Here is an 18,143-nt window from a genome sequence, read left to right on the forward strand (position 1 = left end):
CACCTTTATGTTTACTTAAAAACTGTGTATGAAATATATGATTAAAATCCTGACTTATAATAGTTACCTACGTTCCAACTATAATTGAAGCCCCCGTTACGGTCAAGGACACTTCCCTGTTGGAAAGCATAGGATTAGCAGAACTTCAGGTCCCATTATCCATAAAAAGGAGAAAGCCTGTGCAGATGCAGCAGGCTTTCTCTTCCTGAATCTAAGGCACGGCTTAACAGGGCCTAACCATCGCCCTCACCTTAGCCAAATTGTATCCTGTAGCTTTCTTTATTGATCCAGTGTTTCGCTCCAGTCATGAACAGCGTTGCCTTCGAGATATTTCTCGCAATCCATAGCCGCCATGCAGCCTGTTCCCGCAGCCGTAATGGCTTGACGGTAACGGTTATCCTGCACGTCCCCACAGGCAAACACCCCGGGAATGTTCGTTTCTGTCGTTCCTGGCTTCACTTGAATATAGCCATGATCGTCTGTACTGATTTGACCATTCAGGAAGCCCGTATTAGGCGTATGTCCGATTGCCACGAACACACCATCTGCCTCCAGCAGCTCATCCTGATTCGTCACATTATTGTGTACCTTCAAGCCCTTTAATCCCGTCTCTCCCGTTACGACCTCCACAGGAGTCCGGTTTAACGCCCATTGTACTTTTTCATTTTCCCGTGCGCGATCCTGCATAATTTTAGACGCCCGCAGCTCATCGCGACGGTGAACCAAGGTTACGCTGGAAGCAAACCGGGTCAGGAAGCTTGCTTCCTCCATGGCTGAATCGCCGCCACCCACTACGATGATTTTTTTCCCACGGAAAAAGAAGCCGTCGCAGGTCGCGCAAGTGCTGACTCCGCGTCCCACGTTGTCCTGCTCACCCGGAATACCAAGATATCTGGCGGACGCTCCTGTAGCAATAATCACCGACTCCGCCTCAATGATGCCTCTCCCCTCTACCTTCACTTTAAAAGGGCGCTTGCTGAAATCCACTTCCTCTACCCAGCCAGAAGTAAATTCAGCGCCAAAGCGTTCGGCCTGCTTGCGCATGTTATCCATCAACTCAGGTCCGAGGATACCTTGCTCAAAACCCGGGAAATTTTCAATTTCAGTCGTTGTGGTAAGCTGCCCGCCGGGCTGCATTCCCTCAATGATCAGTGGATTCATGTTTGCGCGCGCCAAATAAATAGCTGCTGTGTAGCCTGCAGGACCTGTACCAATAATTATGGATTTATACATACGTTTGTTGCCTCCTTTTAAGTGGTGTTTGTAGCAGGTCTCAGACCTGCTTTTTAAACGTGGAGAGCGGCTGTTTCATCTTCTGCTTGATACCACACACGCTGTCAATCTGGCGTGCATAGCGGCTTACGGTCGATACGGAAATACCATAACGGTCAGCTACTTCCTGATAGGTCACCGAATGATGATTCATTTTGGCTGTCAAGTATTCCAGCGCCGCTGCCCATCCCTCAGTATGCTGAACAATTGGGACTTCCGGGGCAAGCCGATCCAGATATTCCAGCCAAAGTGACCTCAAATCGCGCTGCATGACCGGATCAGACTTGCTCATCACGGCAAGTACCTTATCCAGCACTGCCTGCCATTCCGGATGGACAGTTGAATGGGCAGACACCTCATCTTCGGATACGTGGTGAACCTTCTCTGACTCTGGTCGCAGAAGTCGCTCCGTTTCCTGATTTGTCTCCTGTATGTCCTTAACTGACGGCTCCGTCAGCTCTTGCAATACTTGCAAGGCACGACGTTTCAACTCGCCTTCCTGATCCGGGTCTTCTACGAAGAATTCCAATGCCTGCCTCACCTCATCGTCACCGATCAGGCTTAGCGCCTGAATGACTTGAAGCTGGGTCGCTCGATCGCCGTGGCGTAACGCCCAGAAGAAGGAAGACCGGATTAGCGGATCCCGCTTCATACTGTCAGGCACCTGATCAGCTCCAAACTTCTCCCACATGCGGAATTGTTCTTCAAAGGGGAGATGGTAATGGTAGCTGAGAACTTGCAGCGGTGTACCCTCCTGCTGGAGCTCCCCCAGCCGGGACAGGAAAAACCGCGGAACTTCCGAGGAAGCATCCTGCTTTTGCAAATGACCCCACAACCGCCGGGCTTCCGCATATCTCCCCGTATTGCTGGCAGCCACCGCCGTATAATGGTACAGGGAGGCATCATCATTATTCTCTCCGTCACCTTGAAGCAACCTGCGAAAATGTCTGTAGGCCTCCTCATGACGTCCGAGAATCCCCATTGTAGTAGCTAGCTTAAATACCTGCTCCTCCTGAAATGGTATGGTTACCGTTAACGTTTGGATCAGGCGATCCAATTCCGGACCGCCTCCCTCATGCTGATAAAAGATCGCCAGATTGCACAGCGCATGCAAGTTACCCGGTTCATCCTCCAGCACCCGAAGAATGGTAGTCTTCGCATTTTGAAACAGTCCCATATAGTAATACGCCAGCGCCAGATTGTTCCGCGCAGCGAACATGTCCGGCTGGTCCTCAGAAATTTGCTTAAGCAATTGGGCTGCCTGCGCAAACTTTCCTTCCTCCAGCAATACACGGGCCTGATCATGCTCGACCACTCCCTGCCGGGCCTTAATACGGTTCAGCTTGGTTGGACGGTCCAGCTCATAATAGAGCAGCTCCATCATTTCCTCGGCTTCATCGAGAAACTGTCCTTCCTCGTCCTCCTCCAAATACGTGACCAAGGCTTTCTCCGCTTCTTCAAACTGCTCCATATTGGCGTAATTATTAGCCATATAGAAGTAACACTCTGTCATCGACGGGTCTACGTCGCTCAGAACAGAGGACAGGATCTCATTCGAGCCTGCATAATCCCCCATCTCTGATAATATACCCGCCATATTGCAATGATTCACCGGATTATCCGGTTCATATTCAACGGCTTTGCGAAAATATTTCAATGCCTTGTCATAATGATTGCGATCAAGCGAGCGCACAGCTTTCTCAAAAAAGAAAGATGCGTCGAAACGCAAAACAATAATCTTAGGGCTAGGTCCCGAAGCTCGCAGATGTTTCCCTTTCATAAATAACCAAGGCACCTCCTTTAACTGTAACTGTCATGTTCATACCCTTCAGTATACCACAACTTCAAAACGACTTGACAGTAGGGTATACCTCATCCCAAAAAACGGAACCAAACTCTGGCCCAGCCGCTGGAAAATGAGTGAAAAAGCCAAATAGCCGCACGCGCCTTCATGTGTAAAAGGCAACGTTCGGCTGGTCACAAGGCTATATATTAGGCAGAACTAGACATCAAAGCGTCAACGGCACCGTGGAGCGCTCACGCTGCCGGAATACGGCAAGCTCCCGATATCCGACCTCATGCAGAAGCGCGCGCGCCTTCTCCAAATGCTCGGACAGCTTCGCCGGATCATGAGCATCCGACCCTATCGTCAGCGGGATGCCTAGCGCCAATGCCTCCTCCAGCATGCGGCGGCTCGGGAACATCTCTGCACAGGGCTTGGATAGCCCCGATGCATTCAGCTCCATCGCCCGCCCGCTGCGGGCAACGGCCGAGAGTGTAGAGCGCTCCAACTCACGCAGCTCCTCCGCTTCCTCCGGCTTCGGATAGTGGCCGAAACGCTTAATGACATCCAGATGGCCCATGATGTCATACAACCCGGTCGCTGCCGCTTTGGAAACCGCATCGTAATAAGTCCGGTACACCTCCAGCACATTTTTGCCTTCCCAATGGTGCACCTGACGGAAATCTGTTACATCCCACTCCCCGAGAAAATGTACGGAGCCAATCACATAATCCCACGGATATGCAGTGATGATGTCTTCGATTTCCTGTTCCCAGCCCTCGATGTAGTCGCCTTCCAAGCCGACACGAATGTCAATCTGTCCCTTATAGCGTTCCTTTAATTCCAGACATTCTTCCACATATCGGGGCAGCTCTTCCATAGGCATCGCCATCTCCGGGTAATAGTCGGCCGGGTTAACATGCAATAGCGGCATGTGATCGGACAAGCCGAGCTGATCCAACCCCAACCGAATACCCTGCTGCACATACTCTTCCAGATTTCCTATCGCATGACCACAGCGGGCATGATGCGTATGATAGTCAATTTTCATGTGGCACTCCCCTCTTTCAGCGCTACAGCACCCATTTTAATCACGACGGGGACGCTCATGACGGCGGTTCAACTCAGTCAGCACATCATCCAGCGGTAGTTTGCGCTCCTGTAACAGTACCAGCAAGTGATAGATCAGATCGCTGACCTCCAGACGAAGCTCCTCATTATCCTTATTCTTGGCGGCAATGATCGTCTCGGATGCTTCTTCGCCAACCTTTTTCAGAATCTTATCCACGCCTTTGTCAAAAAGGTAGGTCGTATAGGCCCCTTCAGGACGTGTCACTTCCCGCTCCTTAATGATTGCTTCCAGTTGGGCAAGCACCTCAAAGCGGTTTGTTGCAGCATGAGTCGTGCCCGTTTGAGTCGCCACCGACGCTTGGCCCCCCGCATTTTCCGAAGCAGGAGCTACAGCCGTTCCTGGCGCGGAAATATCACGAAAAAAGCAGCTCGTCGCTCCGGTATGGCAGGCAGGGCCATTGGGAATTACACGAACAAGCAGAGCGTCACCGTCACAATCCAACTGAATGGAGGTGATTTTTTGCGTATTCCCCGAGGTTGCCCCCTTGTGCCACAGCTCCTGTCTGGAACGGGACCAAAACCACGTCTCTCCCGATTCCAGAGAAAGCTTCAGCGATTCTCGATTCATATAGGCCAGCGTCAATACTTGAAGCGTGGCATCATCCTGCACAATCGCTGAGACAAGTCCCGCTTCACTCCAGCGAATATTATCCAATACCTGTTCCAGAGATAGCTGCTGGTTCAATTCGTTGCTCATCGTATCTCCACTCCTCTGCGCTTCAAATCCCGTTTTAGCTCGGGAATTCCTATTTCTTTATAGTGAAAAATGGTTGCCGCTAAGCCAGCGTCCGCTTTACCCGCCGTAAACACGTCATAAAAATGCTCCTGCTTGCCCGCTCCACCGGAAGCAATGACCGGAATACCCACGGCATCCGACACCGCAGAGGTCAGCGGCAGGTCAAAACCATCCTTGGTTCCGTCCGCATTCATGCTGGTCAACAGAATTTCGCCTGCCCCCAGCCGTTCAGCCTCCTTGGCCCAGGTCAAGGCCCGAATGCCCGATGGCGTGCGCCCTCCGTGCGTATATACTTCCCACTCGCCCCAAGCCTCATTGTACTTGGCATCAATCGCAACCACGATGCATTGTGAGCCAAAGCTGCGCGCACCCTCCGCAATCAGCTGAGGGTTACGAACAGCCGCCGTATTAATGCCGATTTTATCCGCCCCTGCACGCAGGATGCGCTTCATATCATCGACATGCGATATCCCGCCGCCCACGGTGAAGGGAATGGCAATTTCCCCCGCTGTCTGACGAACCACCTCTTCCATAGTGGCGCGACCTTCAACCGAAGCAGAAATATCCAGAAATACGATTTCGTCCGCGCCTTCCCGGTCATAAAGCGCCGCCAGCTCTACCGGATCGCCTGCATCGCGTAAGTTCACAAAATTGACACCCTTAACCACCCTGCCATCCTTTACGTCCAGGCAGGGAATAATCCGTTTAGCCAGCATGCCTACTCCCCCTATGCCTTTGCTACAGCTTGTACGGCGACCTGTAAATCAATGCTGCCTGTATACAATGCCTTACCCACAATAGCGCCGCCTACACCTTTTTGCGCATAGGCACTTAACGTAATCAGATCATCCATCTTGCTGACACCACCGGAAGCAATTACGGTGCGTCCACTGCTTTTCGCAAGTGCCACGATTGCCTCTACATTCGGACCCTGCATCATTCCGTCGCGGGAAATGTCTGTGAAAATAAACGTTTCCGCACCCTTGGAGGCCAACTCAGCCGCCAGTTCATCCGCTCGCACCTCCGAGGTTTCGAGCCACCCTCGTGTCGCTACATAGCCATTTCGCGCATCCAGACCGATTGCGATCCGGTCACCGTAGGTGCCTAACACCACTTCCGTAAAAGCACGGTCCTCAATCGCCGCCGTGCCCAAAATCACGCGGCTCACGCCTAGTGACAACAGCCGCTCCACATGCTCGCGCGTACGCAGACCACCGCCCACCTGTACGGGTACTTGTACCGCAGACGCGATGCGTCCGATCAGTTCATCGTTCACAGGTTGACCCGCTTTCGCGCCGTCCAGATCGACCAAATGAATGTAGGAGCCGCCCAAGCGTTCCCATTCGCGGGCCACCTCTACCGGATTTTCATTGTATATCGTCTCCTGGTTATAATCACCCTGCACCAGCCGTACACATTTGCCATCGCGAATATCAATCGCCGGATATATCGTGAACAAAGTATGACCCCCTTGTGAGCTATTCAAAAATACCTATGTGTAATTACGCTCGCTTCTCCGCCTCCGCCAGTTCCAAAAACTGACGAAGCAGTCGCATTCCCATTTCCCCACTCTTCTCTGGATGGAACTGCATACCGTATACATGGCCTCTGCCCACGATAGCTGTTACCGGCCCGCCGTAATCGGTCACCGCCAGCAAGTCGCTTTCTACCTCCGGCTTGGCATGATAAGAATGCACAAAATACACATGCCCTTCCTCCAAGCCTTGCACCAACGGATGTTCCGGCTGCGTCATGCGCAGACGGTTCCAGCCCATATGAGGCACCTTCACACCCAGATCAGGAGCAAAGCGCACGACCTCTCCCGGCAAAATATCCAGCCCCTCATGGCTGCCATATTCTTCGCCACGAGCAAACAACAACTGCATCCCCAGGCAAACGCCAAGCAGCGGCTGTCCAGCGCTCGCCACCTCCTGAATGACCCGATCCAAGCCACTGGAACGCAAATGCTCCATAGCGTCTCCGAACGCCCCTACACCCGGCAAAATCACACCGCTGGCGGAACGAATCACTTTCGCATCTCCTGTGACTACAGCCTCATAGCCAAGACGCTCAACCGCCTTGCTCACACTATGCAGATTGCCTCTGCCGTAATCCACAATAGCAATGGACATGGACTACAGCACTCCCTTCGTCGAAGGCACTCCCGTTACCCGCGGATCAATGGATGTGGCTTCATCCAGCGCACGTCCCAGTGCCTTGAACACCGCTTCGATCATATGGTGGGTATTTTGCCCATAGTGAACAATGACATGCAGCGTCATACGAGCCTCCAGCGCGAATTTCCACAGAAATTCATGCACCAGCTCCGTCGAAAAGCTCCCTACCTGCTGGGACGGATACTGCGCTCGATACTCAAAATGGGGTCGGTTACTAAGATCAATGACGACCTGCGCGAGCGCCTCATCCATCGGTACAAAGACGCTGGCATAGCGCTTGATTCCTTTTTTATCACCTAACGATTCCAGTAAGGTTTGCCCCAGACAGATACCAATGTCCTCCACGGTATGGTGATCGTCGATGTCAACATCCCCTCTGGCCTGTACATTCAGGTCAAACTGTCCGTGCTTGGTGAACAAATCCAGCATATGATTCAGAAAAGGGACATCTGTCTCGATTTCGGTTTGCCCTGTGCCGTCTACCGCAAAAGATAGCTGAATATCCGTTTCGTTCGTCTTCCGGCTGACGCTGCCTGTACGTCCTGCACCGTTATTTTCATTCCCCATCGTCATCCACCGCCTTCTTCTCATTGTCCAATCGAACCTGTATCGCCCTTGCGTGCCCTTCCAGCCCTTCATGCCGGGCAAGCTGCATAATCGTCTCCCCATTGCGCAGCAGAGCTCCCTTACTGTAATAGATCATACTCGACTTCTTGATAAAATCATCAATATCGACCGGAGAAGAGAACCGCGCAGTTCCATTGGTCGGAATAATGTGGTTAGGCCCAGCAAAATAATCGCCTACCGGCTCCGAGCTGTACGCGCCCAGGAAAATCGCTCCCGCATTTTCGATCAGACCGACATGCTCCATTGGATTCTCTGTCATGATTTCCAAATGCTCCGGGGCTAGTTTGTTCACAATTTCGATGCCCTCATGCAACGTATCAACGACAATAATCGCTCCATAGGCATCAACCGATGCAGCAGCAATATCTCTGCGCGGCAGCTCTGCCAATTGGCGCTGCACCTCGGCCGATACTTCTTCTGCCAAGCGCTGCGAGGGCGTAACCAGAATGGCCGAGGCCATTTCGTCATGTTCTGCCTGCGAGAGCAGGTCAGCCGCTACATAAGAGGCATTCGCTGTATCGTCAGCCAGTACGACAATTTCACTTGGTCCCGCAATACTGTCGATATCCACTGCACCGTATACCTCTCGCTTCGCCAGCGCTACATAAATGTTGCCTGGGCCGCAAATTTTATCGACGGGTTCGATGCTATGAGTCCCGTAAGCGAGAGACGCAATCGCCTGTGCTCCGCCAACCCGGTAGATCTCGGTCACACCCGCCTCTGCCGCAGCTACCAGTGTATATGGATCAATTCCCGCCTTGCCGCCTGTTGCCGGGGGTGTCACCATGACGATCTCCGGTACACCAGCCACCTGAGCCGGAATCACATTCATCAGCACCGAGGACGGATAAGCCGCTTTACCACCTGGAACATATACGCCTACCCGCCTCAACGGTCGGATGATCTGACCCAGCAAGCTGCCGTCCGGCTGCAAATCCATCCACGAATTACGTTTTTGCTTCATATGAAAAGCACGGATATTGTCCGCTGCCTCCCGAATCGCCTGCAAAAATGAAGGCTCCACCTTGTCATATGCCGCCTTCAATTCTTCCTCCGTCACACGGAGCTGCTCCGCCGTCAGCGATACACCGTCGAACGATTCCGTATACCGCAGGACAGCAGCATCTCCCTCCTGCCGTACCGAACGGATAATCGCACGAACGGCTTCATTTTGCTCAGGTGTACCGTAATCCACCTCACGCTGGAGATTGAAATCACGGGCTGATACGATCTTCATTGTCCCTTCCCCCTTACTTGCAGCTTGCGGAATGTTCTCCTAACCATCATTGGACTTTACCTTAGTCCCTGGGTGCCACCCTAGTCGGAATTACTTGATGCAAACGGTCACACAACGCCTGAATCGGACCATTTTTCATCCGGTAACTGACCCGATTGGCAATCAGCCGACTCGTAATATCCAAAATACTGATCTGCTCGACCAATCCGTTCTCTCTCAAGGTCTGCCCTGTTTCCACCATATCGACAATCCGGTCTGCCAATCCGATTAGCGGTGCCAGCTCGATAGAACCATTCAGCTTGATAACCTCCACCTGCTGGCCTTGCTCCCGAAAATACTGGGAAGCCACATTCGGATACTTCGTAGCCACCCGCTGACGAATACCCGGCTGCCAATCCGGCAAAGCAATGACCGACATTCGGCAACGGGCAATCCCCAGATCAAGCAGCTCATACACATCCTTGTTCTCTTCCAGCAAAACATCCTTGCCTACAATGCCGATATCCGCAGCTCCGTACTCCACATACGTGGGAACGTCGACCGGCTTCGCCATAATAAACTCCATTCCCAGTTCAGGCAGCGGAATAACCAGCTTGCGCGTATCATCCACATCTACTGGAATAGGAACCCCCGCTCGACGAAAAAGCTCAGAAGCCTGCTTATAGATCCGTCCCTTCGGCATGGCTACCTTCAACGTCTCCGTCATGGTAATTCCCTCCCTTGTACCGGTTGTCTTTCTTCGACTGTGTAGCTGTAAACCTCTGCATACAAGTCCTGTTGCTCGCGGCGGCGATCCTCAGGCCCACCAGTCAGCCCTGTCACCACATTCCGTCCTGCTCCACGAAGCTGTGCCGCGGCGGATAACGCCTCTCTGCGTCCCTGCTCATCATAACGAATAAGCACCGGGCGCTTCGCCTCGATCTGAATACCGTCCACACCATCGACAATCCGGTTCGTCTTCAACGCGAATCCCGTCGCAGGAACGGAACGACCAAACTGCTGTAGCAGATTGTCATAACGCCCTCCATTACATACGGGGAATCCTATTTCCGCCGCATACCCCTCAAAAGTCATTCCTGTATAATATGAAAAGTCTCCGATCATAGTAAGGTCAATTAGCACATGTTCAGACACGCCGTAACTCTCCAGCACTTCCCAAACCTCGCACAGATGCGCAATGGATTGAATCGTCTGCTGCTCGACGCTAAGACGGGTAGCCTGCTCACAAATTTCTTTGCCCCCGCGAAGCCGGAGAATAGCCTCCAGCTTATCCCGATGTTCGGTAGGCAAACCCAAAGCTTCAATCGCTGTCCGGTAGCCCACCACATCACGGTTCAATAACAGTTCCTTTAACGCTTGCTGTTCAGCCTGGCGACCCGGAATGATTTCCTCGAACAGACCGTTCAGGAATCCCACATGCCCCATAGCAATTTTAAAAGAGGACACTCCTGCCGCCTGTAACGATGCAATCGCCAGTGCCACGACCTCCGCATCAGCCTCGGGCGAGTCATCGCCTACCAGCTCCACGCCCGTCTGGAAAAACTCCGCTTCTCTTCCCGCCTCTTCCTCAATGGCCCGAAATACATTTGCGTGATAAGAAAGCCGGAGTGGTACTTCCTCCTCCTTCAACAGCGACGATACCACACGCGCAATCGGCGCGGTCATATCAGATCTCAGAACCAGCGTGGTCCCCCGGTTATTAAGCAGCTTGAACAACTTCCGATCCGAAGTAGAACTAGCCACACCCACCGTATCGTAGTATTCCATCGTAGGCGTCATAATCTGACGGTATCCCCAACGTTCCATACATTCGAGTACATTCAATTCAATCGCCCGCAGCTTCGACACTGCACGCGGAAGGTAATCCCGAACCCCTACGGGGATTTCAAATCCTTTTGGCTTGGTCATCTCTATCACCTCATGATTTCGCAGTATCTTTATCATGGTAAAGTGCTAATAAACTAAAGTATATTCGATATATTATCATGCTCTGACTGCGAACGTCAACCGAATGGAGCAGCCCATTTTTAGAGCAACGTTGCAGAACTGTTTCCCTCTCTTTATTTTATCCATTGCAGAATTCATGAACCCTATAACAAAAACATCTATCAATGTACTTTCACAGAAGCAAGACCGCGCTTAGCGGAAGTTTTTCTTGCGATTATAGAATTGCTCAGCTCCGCCAGCCTTTCAGCCAACAGACACATTTATAATTTATACAAAAAACAACACAAAAAGGCCCCCCAATCCTTAAGGGACCCTTATTGTTATGTTATTTACTATTCATCCGTACCCGATCGTCTTAATTCACGCAACGGATTACCGCCCACGAATGCTCCGGCCGGCACGTCTTTATGCACAACCGCCCCGGCGGCTACTATAGCTCCATCACCTATAGTAACACCGGGCAGAATGGTCGTATTGGCGCCGATTAACACATTATTTCCGATCATTACTTTACCAATACGATACTCCTGTATGAGATATTCATGCGCCAGAATGGTCGTGTTATATCCAATCACCGAATTGTCCCCTATCGTAATATGCTCCGGAAAAAAAACATCCACCATCACCATCAGGCCGAAGGCCGCATGCTGCCCTACCTTCATCCCAAGCACTCTGCGGTAAATGACATTTTTCCAGGAAAGCACGGGACAATACCGGGCGATCTGTATAAAAACAAAGTTTTTAATCCCTTTCCAGCGGCTTACCGTCCGGTAAATCTGCCACAGCGCATTGGGACCTTCCACGGGATGGCGGTCAACCTTCCTCACGACACATCGACACCTTGAAACTCCAGCTTCAGTAAATCCCGCATATCATGCAAAATGTAATCCGGTCCATAGCCCCGTAGAGTTTCCTCACCCTTGAGCGACCAGGCTACACCCGCCGATTTCACGCCTGCGGCTTGAGCTGATAGAATATCAAAGGAACTGTCTCCAACCATCAACGTATGCTCTGCTTTGGCGTTCAACCCAGCCAGCGCCTTAAGCACAGGTTCTGCGTGTGGTTTCGGATGCTCTACGTCGTCTACCGTCACAATATAGTCCATAGAGGAGGTCAGATCGAACAGATCAAGCACACGAATCGTAGAGGATCGTATTTTAGTCGTCACAACCCCCAGCTTAATTCCTCGCGCACGCAACTCCTGAATAACCTCGATGACATACGGAAAAGGCTTCACCATTTGGTCGTGATGGAGCAAGTTATAAGCACGATAGCCTTTAACCAGCTCAGACACATCCTTTAATCCCGAAAAGGTACGAAGCTGGTCATCCAGCGTTCCGCCCATATGAGGGATAATATGCTCCCGTGTCAGCGGGTCAGCGTCCGGGTGATTCAAAATGTGCAGAAATGTGCTGATAATCAGCTCATTCGTATCCATAATCGTTCCGTCCAAGTCGAATAAAATCGTATTTATCATAGATGCTCCTTCTTGTCCTCGTCCGTGTCTTCCTTGTGTAGCTTATCCGGCGCAGCCGTTGTCGGAGGAATCGTATCTTGACCCGGGCGGAAAGCCTGTTCCGGCGTCACGTCAGGTACCTGATCGACTCCTACCTTGCTGGAGACAATCGGATCGCTATATTTCGGAACAGTTGCACCCTTACGACGACGAACCACGATGAAAATCACAGCAGCTACAACAATGAAAATAGGGAGCAGTTGCGAGATCCGTACATTACCGTAACTCGGGTCCAGATGCCCTGGTTCAAACCCCAGCCATACCATAGGAGACCACAAAGCATTCACAAAGGAAGCCAGCCAGTCTGGTCCCTGAAAAGCCAAACTATCCGTCCGTACACGTTCGATGAAAAAACGGCCAATTGAGTACCAAATGAAGTAAAATGCAAACATTTCGCCTGCACGTACAAATTTCATACGTCGAATGACGAGTAGCAGAATCACACCTACAATACTCCACAGGGATTCATACAGAAATGTAGGATGGTGAAACACTCCGTTAACGTTCATTTGATTTACAATGAAATCTGGCAGATGCAGTTGATTCCGCAAAAAGCTTACTTCCGTCGGTCCACCGTAGGCTTCCTGATTGACAAAGTTACCCCAGCGGCCAATCGCTTGACCGATCAGCAGACCTGGCGCACAAATATCGGCAATCCGCCAGAAATTATAACCCTTATAGCGGAAATAGATGACTGCGCATATAATCGCACCGATCAATGCGCCGTATATCGCAATACCGCCATTCCAGATTTTGAAAACATCCCATAGATTATCTCGATAGTCTTCCCATTTGAAGGCTACATAGTAAATACGCGCTCCAATAATAGCCGAAGGAACACCCAGCAGCAGCATATCCATAAAAAATTCCTGCGGAATGCCAAATCTTTTGCCTTCACGAATGGCGAGATATAAACCCACAAGCGCCGCCAGCCCCAAAATAAGCCCGTACCAATGGACCTTAATTGCCCCGATTGAAAAAGCAATCGGATTCAGCAGTAATGTTGCCGTTGACATATGTTTCTCTCACTCCTTGTTCTTCCTTGCAAACGACTGAACCTTAATCCATATCTTCCATATCTTCAGAAATTGTAGCAGTCAGCTTATTCGTAAATTGCAGAGCTGCGTTCACGCCCATTTGCTTCAAACGATAGTTCATTGCCGCCACTTCAATAATAACGGCCAAATTTCGGCCCGGACGAACTGGAATCGTAACGAGCGGAACATCCGTGTCAATAATACGTGTCGTTTCTTCATCCAAACCAAGACGGTCATACTGCTTGTCCTGCTGCCATGCCTCCAGACGGACAACCAGCGTAATCCGCTTGTTGTTACGAACTGCACCTGCACCAAACAACGTCATCACATTAATGATGCCCACGCCGCGAATTTCCAGCAGGTGACGAATCAGTTCCGGCGCCGTACCATGCAACTGAAAATCGGACGTTTGCCGAATTTCCACTGCATCATCTGCTACCAGACGATGACCGCGTTTAACCAGTTCCAGTGCTGTTTCACTTTTACCAATGCCGCTACTGCCCGTAATGAGCATACCTACACCGTACACATCACACAATACACCATGGATGGTGGCCGTAGGAGCTAGCTTTCTTTCAAGAAAACCCGTAATGCGGCTTGATAAAATCGTCGTGGCCATATTAGTTCGCAATACTGGGACATCCCGCTCAGCGCTTGCCTCCACCAGTTCTGCTGGTACTTCCAGACCGCGTGTGATGATGATACACGGAGTCAGCTCCGTACATAGACGCTGCATCCGATCCTTTCTTTCCTCAGGAGGAAGCATACCTAGAAAAGCCAGCTCAGACCTTCCCAAAAGCTGCACACGCTCCTGTGTGTGGTATTCAAAATACCCAGCCATCTCCAACCCCGGACGATTCAATTCATCCACCGTGATCAGCCTGCGCAGACCTTTCTCACCAGAAATAACCTCCATTTGAAATTGCTGTACAAGCTCAGATACCTTTACCTTTTTAGCCATCGTATTCTCCCCTTCATCCTGCATGACCGGATTCTATACGTAATCTTATTTATGTAGCGTCAACCTATCAACCATATAGCCCACTGCCAGCTCATCCTGTGCCAGCCCAAGCTCACCTTTTCAACATGATTTCGGGCTACCTGTGTTCATGCTGAACCCAGACCCATACCAATGTACCCATCGTATCGGAATTTTCCAATGAATGCAATGCCGAAGCTGGAAGCTGTATGGGATATACAAAAAGAGCCGCCTTTCCCCGGCTGGGAAACTGCGACTCTCTTCTATTGATTGAACTTATTCGCCAACCAGAATGCTCAATTCCGATTCCTTATCAAAAATATGAACCTTGTTCATATCAACAGCCAACTTCGCTTTAACACCATCACGAGTATTGGAACGCCCGTCTACACGGGCAATAATCGTTTCATTTCCGGCGCCACTCAGGTACAACAGCATTTCATGACCGAGATTTTCGGTAACATCCACAGTGGACATAAAGATCGTATTCGGAGAAGCCTCCAAAAATACGGGCTCTTCATGAATATCCTCAGGACGGATGCCCAGAATAACCTCTTTACCGATATAACCCTTGGCTTTCAAAATCTGACCCTTACCTTCAGGAACGAACAGATCCAGACCCGGGGCATTGAAATACAGTGCGCCGTCCTTCTCAGTCAGCTTACCTGTGATGAAGTTCATCGTAGGAGAACCAATAAAACCAGCTACGAACAGATTTACTGGACGGTTGTACAACTCATCCGGGGATGCGGCTTGTTGAATAATGCCATCCTTCATAACAACAATCCGGTCACCCATCGTCATTGCTTCGACCTGGTCATGCGTTACGTAGATAACGGTCGTCTCCAGACGTTTAGCCAGCTTCGTGATTTCCGCACGCATCTGACCACGCAGTTTGGCATCCAGATTGGACAATGGCTCATCCATCAAGAACACTTGCGGGTCACGTACAATCGCACGTCCCAAGGCAACACGCTGACGTTGACCACCTGATAGCGCTTTCGGCTTGCGATCCAGGAGATGCTCAATATCAAGGATTTTAGCCGCCTCACGTACACGCTTATCAATTTCTTCTTTCTTCACCTTGCGAAGTTTCAGACCAAAAGCCATGTTTTGGTATACGTTCATATGCGGATACAAGGCATAGGATTGGAAAACCATCGCAATATCGCGATCCTTTGGAGCTACGTCGTTCACAACACGATCTCCAATATACAATTTGCCGTCCGAGATTTCTTCCAGACCAGCGATCATACGAAGTGTAGTGGATTTACCACAACCGGAAGGACCAACCAATACGAGGAATTCTTTATCTTGAATGTCCAAATTGACATCAATAACCGTAGCTTTATCTGCACCCGGGTATTTTTTGAAAATATGCTCTAAGCGTACACCAGCCATAGCTTTTGCCTCCCCAAGATCAAGTTTTGAAATCGAATACATTTCTTACTTGTATCTTACCCTAGTACCCACTTCGTGGCTATTCGCAAACTGCACAAAAATGCTATTTCCTTTTTGTCACTTTGTACAATAGTAGAAAAAGCTTGACCAAAACCGCATCATTAAACGTCCGCACATCCAATCCCGTCTCCTGTTTAATTTTGTCCAAACGGTAAATCAACGTATTCCGGTGCACATAAAGGCGCTTAGCCGTCTCACTCACATTACAATCCAGTTGAAAAAAGATATCCAATGTAGCCATCGTTTCAGCATCCTCCAATATAACGGACGACCGCACAACCTGCTCCAAAAATTGCACGCGTTGCTCCTTCGGAATACGGTTTAATAACCTCTCCAAATGCAACTCCCATGAAAAGTGGATATGCTCTGTTACATGAAAAATTTTTCCAAGATGGATCGTCTCCCATAACAAATTCAGCTCTTTGGGGAGACTTTGCAATAGTATAGACGGCTTGGATACCGCCAAATGAAATACACCTACCCACTCATTTGCGATAAGCTCGTATAAACCCAGGCTGAAAGCCGTAAGAACCTCCTCCAGCGATTCCGTGTAATCTGCATCCCTGGTTTCAACATCTTTATCCCGGTCGTCTTCTGCTCCCAACAGTAGTTCCTTTTTAGCCATAATCAGCCAAGACTGTTCATCCAATGGAGTAAGCAGCACATTCCCTCCAAAATAACTGGCTAACAATCGATGTAGTTGAGTGTAAGCAATAGCGCCCTCCTGTGTTCCTTCACCAGTCAGTACAATGGGAACCATATACGCCAACAACGAATCCCGAAGCCCCAACTCATCAGGAACCTCTTCTTCATTCTGTAGGTTGCCAGCCTGCTGTATGAGCCATTGTCCAAAACTCTTCATTCGCTCTTCCTCAGCATAAACCGGATTATCGGGCTGTTGCGTCCCCGTCCCATCCTGCCAGAATTGCTCCATGTTCCAGAGTAACGCCTCAATCAGCTTCCGTTCCCGATCCGTCAAATGCTTTGCCTCTACCGCAAAGGCAGCCAATTCTCCTGCTACCACACGGAACGGAAAATATATTATGCTATCACGTACAAATGACTTATCCGGTACAGCCGATTTTGCTGACAGACCTTCTGCAATCATTTCTGGACACCAAGGCAGTATAGTAAAAGGTGCTTGAATAATATTCTGAAGCTGTTGCTGTATCCATTCCGTATCCAAAGTCACGCGATCACCACTTCACTTTTTTTAGAATAACCTCTAAGCGAACATAATGAACCTATTATAACCTGTCGATACCTTAAAATAAAAAAGTTAGTAAGAAACATAACCTAAATCCATGCAAAAATGCATACAAAAAAAGTCATCAACTATAAGTTGATGACTTTCGATGAGCCATGAAGGACTCGAACCTTCGACACCCTGATTAAAAGTCAGGTGCTCTACCAACTGAGCTAATGGCTCATAAAACTGGTGGAGGATGATGGATTCGAACCACCGAACCCGTAAGGGAGCAGATTTACAGTCTGATGCGTTTGGCCACTTCGCTAATCCTCCATATAAAGGTGGCTCGGGACGGAATCGAACCGCCGACACGAGGATTTTCAGTCCTCTGCTCTACCGACTGAGCTACCGAGCCATATCGATTAACAAAAAAATAAAGTGCGGAGGGATACCCCTTCCCACTTTAGTGCGTAAAACTATCATATTGAAAAATGGCGGAACTGACGGGATTCGAACCCGCGATCTCCTGCGTGACAGGCAGGCATGTTAGGCCTCTACACCACAGTTCCCTAAATTTTTCAAAAATGGTGCCGGCGAGAGGACTTGAACCCCCAACCTACTGATTACAAGTCAGTTGCTCTACCAGTTGAGCTACACCGGCACAATGGTGGAGGCTGAGGGGATCGAACCCCCGACCCTCTGCTTGTAAGGCAGATGCTCTCCCAGCTGAGCTAAGCCTCCTGGGTATGTATGGTAGCGGCGGAGGGGATCGAACCCCCGACCTCACGGGTATGAACCGTACGCTCTAGCCAGCTGAGCTACACCGCCATAACATAATATTTCGCTAACTTGTCCTAAATGGCGGAGAGAGAGGGATTCGAACCCTCGCACCACTTTCGCAGTCTAACCCCTTAGCAGAGGGTCCCCTTATAGCCACTTGGGTATCTCTCCATGTAAATGGACTCACTTAGCAAAAATTCCGCGCGTTATTCTATTTATCACCATAGTGAACTAGAATACCAAGCGTAATTTCAAGGTTACACCCTGAAAA

Annotated in this window: 17 protein-coding genes and 8 tRNA genes; all 25 read right to left on the reverse strand. The window is 50.2% G+C overall.

Annotated elements, in window-relative coordinates:
- Positions 1 to 279: 279 nt before the first annotated feature.
- Entirely contained in the window at positions 280 to 1,233 is a 954-nt protein-coding gene (gene trxB, locus ACIFO6_RS08400) for a thioredoxin-disulfide reductase (protein ID WP_430039925.1), read from the reverse strand.
- Positions 1,234 to 1,273: 40 nt separating this feature from the next.
- Positions 1,274 to 3,052: a tetratricopeptide repeat protein gene (locus ACIFO6_RS08405; protein WP_430039927.1), complete on the reverse strand. Its 1,779-nt coding sequence runs from the start codon at positions 3,050 to 3,052 to the stop codon at positions 1,274 to 1,276.
- 229 nt (positions 3,053 to 3,281) lie between these two features.
- A complete protein-coding gene (gene hisJ / locus ACIFO6_RS08410; RefSeq protein WP_430039929.1) occupies positions 3,282 to 4,106 on the reverse strand; it encodes a histidinol-phosphatase HisJ in 825 nt (274 codons plus the stop codon).
- A 36-nt stretch (positions 4,107 to 4,142) separates the two neighbouring features.
- Positions 4,143 to 4,883 carry a bifunctional phosphoribosyl-AMP cyclohydrolase/phosphoribosyl-ATP diphosphatase HisIE gene (gene hisIE, locus ACIFO6_RS08415; RefSeq protein ID WP_430039931.1) on the reverse strand — a complete coding sequence of 247 codons (741 nt, stop codon included), beginning with the start codon at positions 4,881 to 4,883 and terminating at the stop codon, positions 4,143 to 4,145.
- Positions 4,880 to 5,638, reverse strand: coding sequence for an imidazole glycerol phosphate synthase subunit HisF (gene hisF / locus ACIFO6_RS08420; protein ID WP_430039933.1), 759 nt, complete (start codon positions 5,636 to 5,638; stop codon positions 4,880 to 4,882). The genes hisIE and hisF overlap by 4 nt, the downstream gene beginning before the upstream one ends.
- Positions 5,639 to 5,649: 11 nt before the next feature.
- Entirely contained in the window at positions 5,650 to 6,381 is a 732-nt protein-coding gene (gene hisA, locus ACIFO6_RS08425; protein WP_430039935.1) for a 1-(5-phosphoribosyl)-5-[(5-phosphoribosylamino)methylideneamino]imidazole-4-carboxamide isomerase, read from the reverse strand.
- A 43-nt stretch (positions 6,382 to 6,424) separates the two neighbouring features.
- Complete coding sequence (gene hisH / locus ACIFO6_RS08430) at positions 6,425 to 7,054, reverse strand: imidazole glycerol phosphate synthase subunit HisH (protein WP_430039937.1); 630 nt, start codon at positions 7,052 to 7,054, stop codon at positions 6,425 to 6,427.
- Positions 7,055 to 7,057: 3 nt separating this feature from the next.
- Entirely contained in the window at positions 7,058 to 7,666 is a 609-nt protein-coding gene (gene hisB, locus ACIFO6_RS08435) for an imidazoleglycerol-phosphate dehydratase HisB (protein WP_430039939.1), read from the reverse strand.
- The gene (gene hisD / locus ACIFO6_RS08440) at positions 7,656 to 8,963 is read right to left on the reverse strand and encodes a histidinol dehydrogenase (protein WP_430039941.1); all 1,308 of its coding nucleotides are present in this window, start codon (positions 8,961 to 8,963) and stop codon (positions 7,656 to 7,658) included. Before hisD ends, hisB begins: the two co-directional genes overlap by 11 nt.
- 61 nt (positions 8,964 to 9,024) lie before the next feature.
- Positions 9,025 to 9,669 (reverse strand): ATP phosphoribosyltransferase, encoded by a 645-nt coding sequence (gene hisG, locus ACIFO6_RS08445; RefSeq protein WP_430039943.1) that lies wholly within the window; start codon positions 9,667 to 9,669, stop codon positions 9,025 to 9,027.
- Positions 9,666 to 10,871 (reverse strand): ATP phosphoribosyltransferase regulatory subunit, encoded by a 1,206-nt coding sequence (locus tag ACIFO6_RS08450; RefSeq protein ID WP_430039945.1) that lies wholly within the window; start codon positions 10,869 to 10,871, stop codon positions 9,666 to 9,668. The genes hisG and ACIFO6_RS08450 overlap by 4 nt, the downstream gene beginning before the upstream one ends.
- Positions 10,872 to 11,242: 371 nt before the next feature.
- Positions 11,243 to 11,737, reverse strand: coding sequence for an acyltransferase (locus tag ACIFO6_RS08455; RefSeq protein WP_430039947.1), 495 nt, complete (start codon positions 11,735 to 11,737; stop codon positions 11,243 to 11,245).
- Positions 11,734 to 12,387: a pyrophosphatase PpaX gene (ppaX, locus tag ACIFO6_RS08460; RefSeq protein WP_430039949.1), complete on the reverse strand. Its 654-nt coding sequence runs from the start codon at positions 12,385 to 12,387 to the stop codon at positions 11,734 to 11,736. Before ppaX ends, ACIFO6_RS08455 begins: the two co-directional genes overlap by 4 nt.
- On the reverse strand, positions 12,384 to 13,442 hold the full coding sequence (gene lgt / locus ACIFO6_RS08465; protein ID WP_430039951.1) for a prolipoprotein diacylglyceryl transferase: 1,059 nt from the start codon (positions 13,440 to 13,442) through the stop codon (positions 12,384 to 12,386). The genes ppaX and lgt overlap by 4 nt, the downstream gene beginning before the upstream one ends.
- A 43-nt stretch (positions 13,443 to 13,485) precedes the next feature.
- Complete coding sequence (gene hprK, locus ACIFO6_RS08470) at positions 13,486 to 14,424, reverse strand: HPr(Ser) kinase/phosphatase (RefSeq protein WP_044645057.1); 939 nt, start codon at positions 14,422 to 14,424, stop codon at positions 13,486 to 13,488.
- Between the two features lie 294 nt (positions 14,425 to 14,718).
- Entirely contained in the window at positions 14,719 to 15,843 is a 1,125-nt protein-coding gene (locus tag ACIFO6_RS08475) for an ABC transporter ATP-binding protein (RefSeq protein WP_430039953.1), read from the reverse strand.
- 103 nt (positions 15,844 to 15,946) lie between these two features.
- On the reverse strand, positions 15,947 to 17,095 hold the full coding sequence (locus tag ACIFO6_RS08480) for a PucR family transcriptional regulator (RefSeq protein ID WP_430039955.1): 1,149 nt from the start codon (positions 17,093 to 17,095) through the stop codon (positions 15,947 to 15,949).
- 164 nt (positions 17,096 to 17,259) lie between these two features.
- Positions 17,260 to 17,332, reverse strand: a tRNA-Lys gene (locus ACIFO6_RS08485).
- Positions 17,333 to 17,339: 7 nt separating this feature from the next.
- Positions 17,340 to 17,425: transfer RNA gene (locus ACIFO6_RS08490), tRNA-Tyr, on the reverse strand.
- 9 nt (positions 17,426 to 17,434) lie between these two features.
- Positions 17,435 to 17,507: transfer RNA gene (locus tag ACIFO6_RS08495), tRNA-Phe, on the reverse strand.
- A gap of 77 nt (positions 17,508 to 17,584) precedes the next feature.
- A tRNA-Asp gene (locus ACIFO6_RS08500) sits at positions 17,585 to 17,661 on the reverse strand.
- A gap of 16 nt (positions 17,662 to 17,677) precedes the next feature.
- A tRNA-Thr gene (locus tag ACIFO6_RS08505) sits at positions 17,678 to 17,753 on the reverse strand.
- A 4-nt stretch (positions 17,754 to 17,757) separates the two neighbouring features.
- Positions 17,758 to 17,833 (reverse strand) — tRNA-Val (locus tag ACIFO6_RS08510).
- A gap of 10 nt (positions 17,834 to 17,843) precedes the next feature.
- A tRNA-Met gene (locus ACIFO6_RS08515) sits at positions 17,844 to 17,920 on the reverse strand.
- Between the two features lie 31 nt (positions 17,921 to 17,951).
- Positions 17,952 to 18,043 (reverse strand) — tRNA-Ser (locus ACIFO6_RS08520).
- Positions 18,044 to 18,143 lie beyond the last annotated feature (100 nt).

The sequence above is a fragment of the Paenibacillus sp. NRS-1781 genome, assembly GCF_050467745.1.
GTDB lineage: Bacteria > Bacillota > Bacilli > Paenibacillales > Paenibacillaceae > Paenibacillus > Paenibacillus terrae_A.

Excerpts from the sequence above, each read along its gene's own strand:
- trxB (WP_430039925.1), bottom strand. The coding sequence starts at position 1,233 with ATGTATAAATCCATAATTATTGGTACAGGTCCTGCAGGCTACACAGCA.
- ACIFO6_RS08405 (WP_430039927.1), bottom strand. The coding sequence starts at position 3,052 with ATGAAAGGGAAACATCTGCGAGCTTCGGGACCTAGCCCTAAGATTATT.
- hisJ (WP_430039929.1), bottom strand. The coding sequence starts at position 4,106 with ATGAAAATTGACTATCATACGCATCATGCCCGCTGTGGTCATGCGATA.
- hisIE (WP_430039931.1), bottom strand. The coding sequence starts at position 4,883 with ATGAGCAACGAATTGAACCAGCAGCTATCTCTGGAACAGGTATTGGAT.
- hisF (WP_430039933.1), bottom strand. The coding sequence starts at position 5,638 with ATGCTGGCTAAACGGATTATTCCCTGCCTGGACGTAAAGGATGGCAGG.
- hisH (WP_430039937.1), bottom strand. The coding sequence starts at position 7,054 with ATGTCCATTGCTATTGTGGATTACGGCAGAGGCAATCTGCATAGTGTG.
- hisB (WP_430039939.1), bottom strand. The coding sequence starts at position 7,666 with ATGGGGAATGAAAATAACGGTGCAGGACGTACAGGCAGCGTCAGCCGG.
- hisD (WP_430039941.1), bottom strand. The coding sequence starts at position 8,963 with ATGAAGATCGTATCAGCCCGTGATTTCAATCTCCAGCGTGAGGTGGAT.
- hisG (WP_430039943.1), bottom strand. The coding sequence starts at position 9,669 with ATGACGGAGACGTTGAAGGTAGCCATGCCGAAGGGACGGATCTATAAG.
- ACIFO6_RS08450 (WP_430039945.1), bottom strand. The coding sequence starts at position 10,871 with ATGACCAAGCCAAAAGGATTTGAAATCCCCGTAGGGGTTCGGGATTAC.
- ppaX (WP_430039949.1), bottom strand. The coding sequence starts at position 12,387 with ATGATAAATACGATTTTATTCGACTTGGACGGAACGATTATGGATACG.
- lgt (WP_430039951.1), bottom strand. The coding sequence starts at position 13,442 with ATGTCAACGGCAACATTACTGCTGAATCCGATTGCTTTTTCAATCGGG.
- hprK (WP_044645057.1), bottom strand. The coding sequence starts at position 14,424 with ATGGCTAAAAAGGTAAAGGTATCTGAGCTTGTACAGCAATTTCAAATG.
- ACIFO6_RS08475 (WP_430039953.1), bottom strand. The coding sequence starts at position 15,843 with ATGGCTGGTGTACGCTTAGAGCATATTTTCAAAAAATACCCGGGTGCA.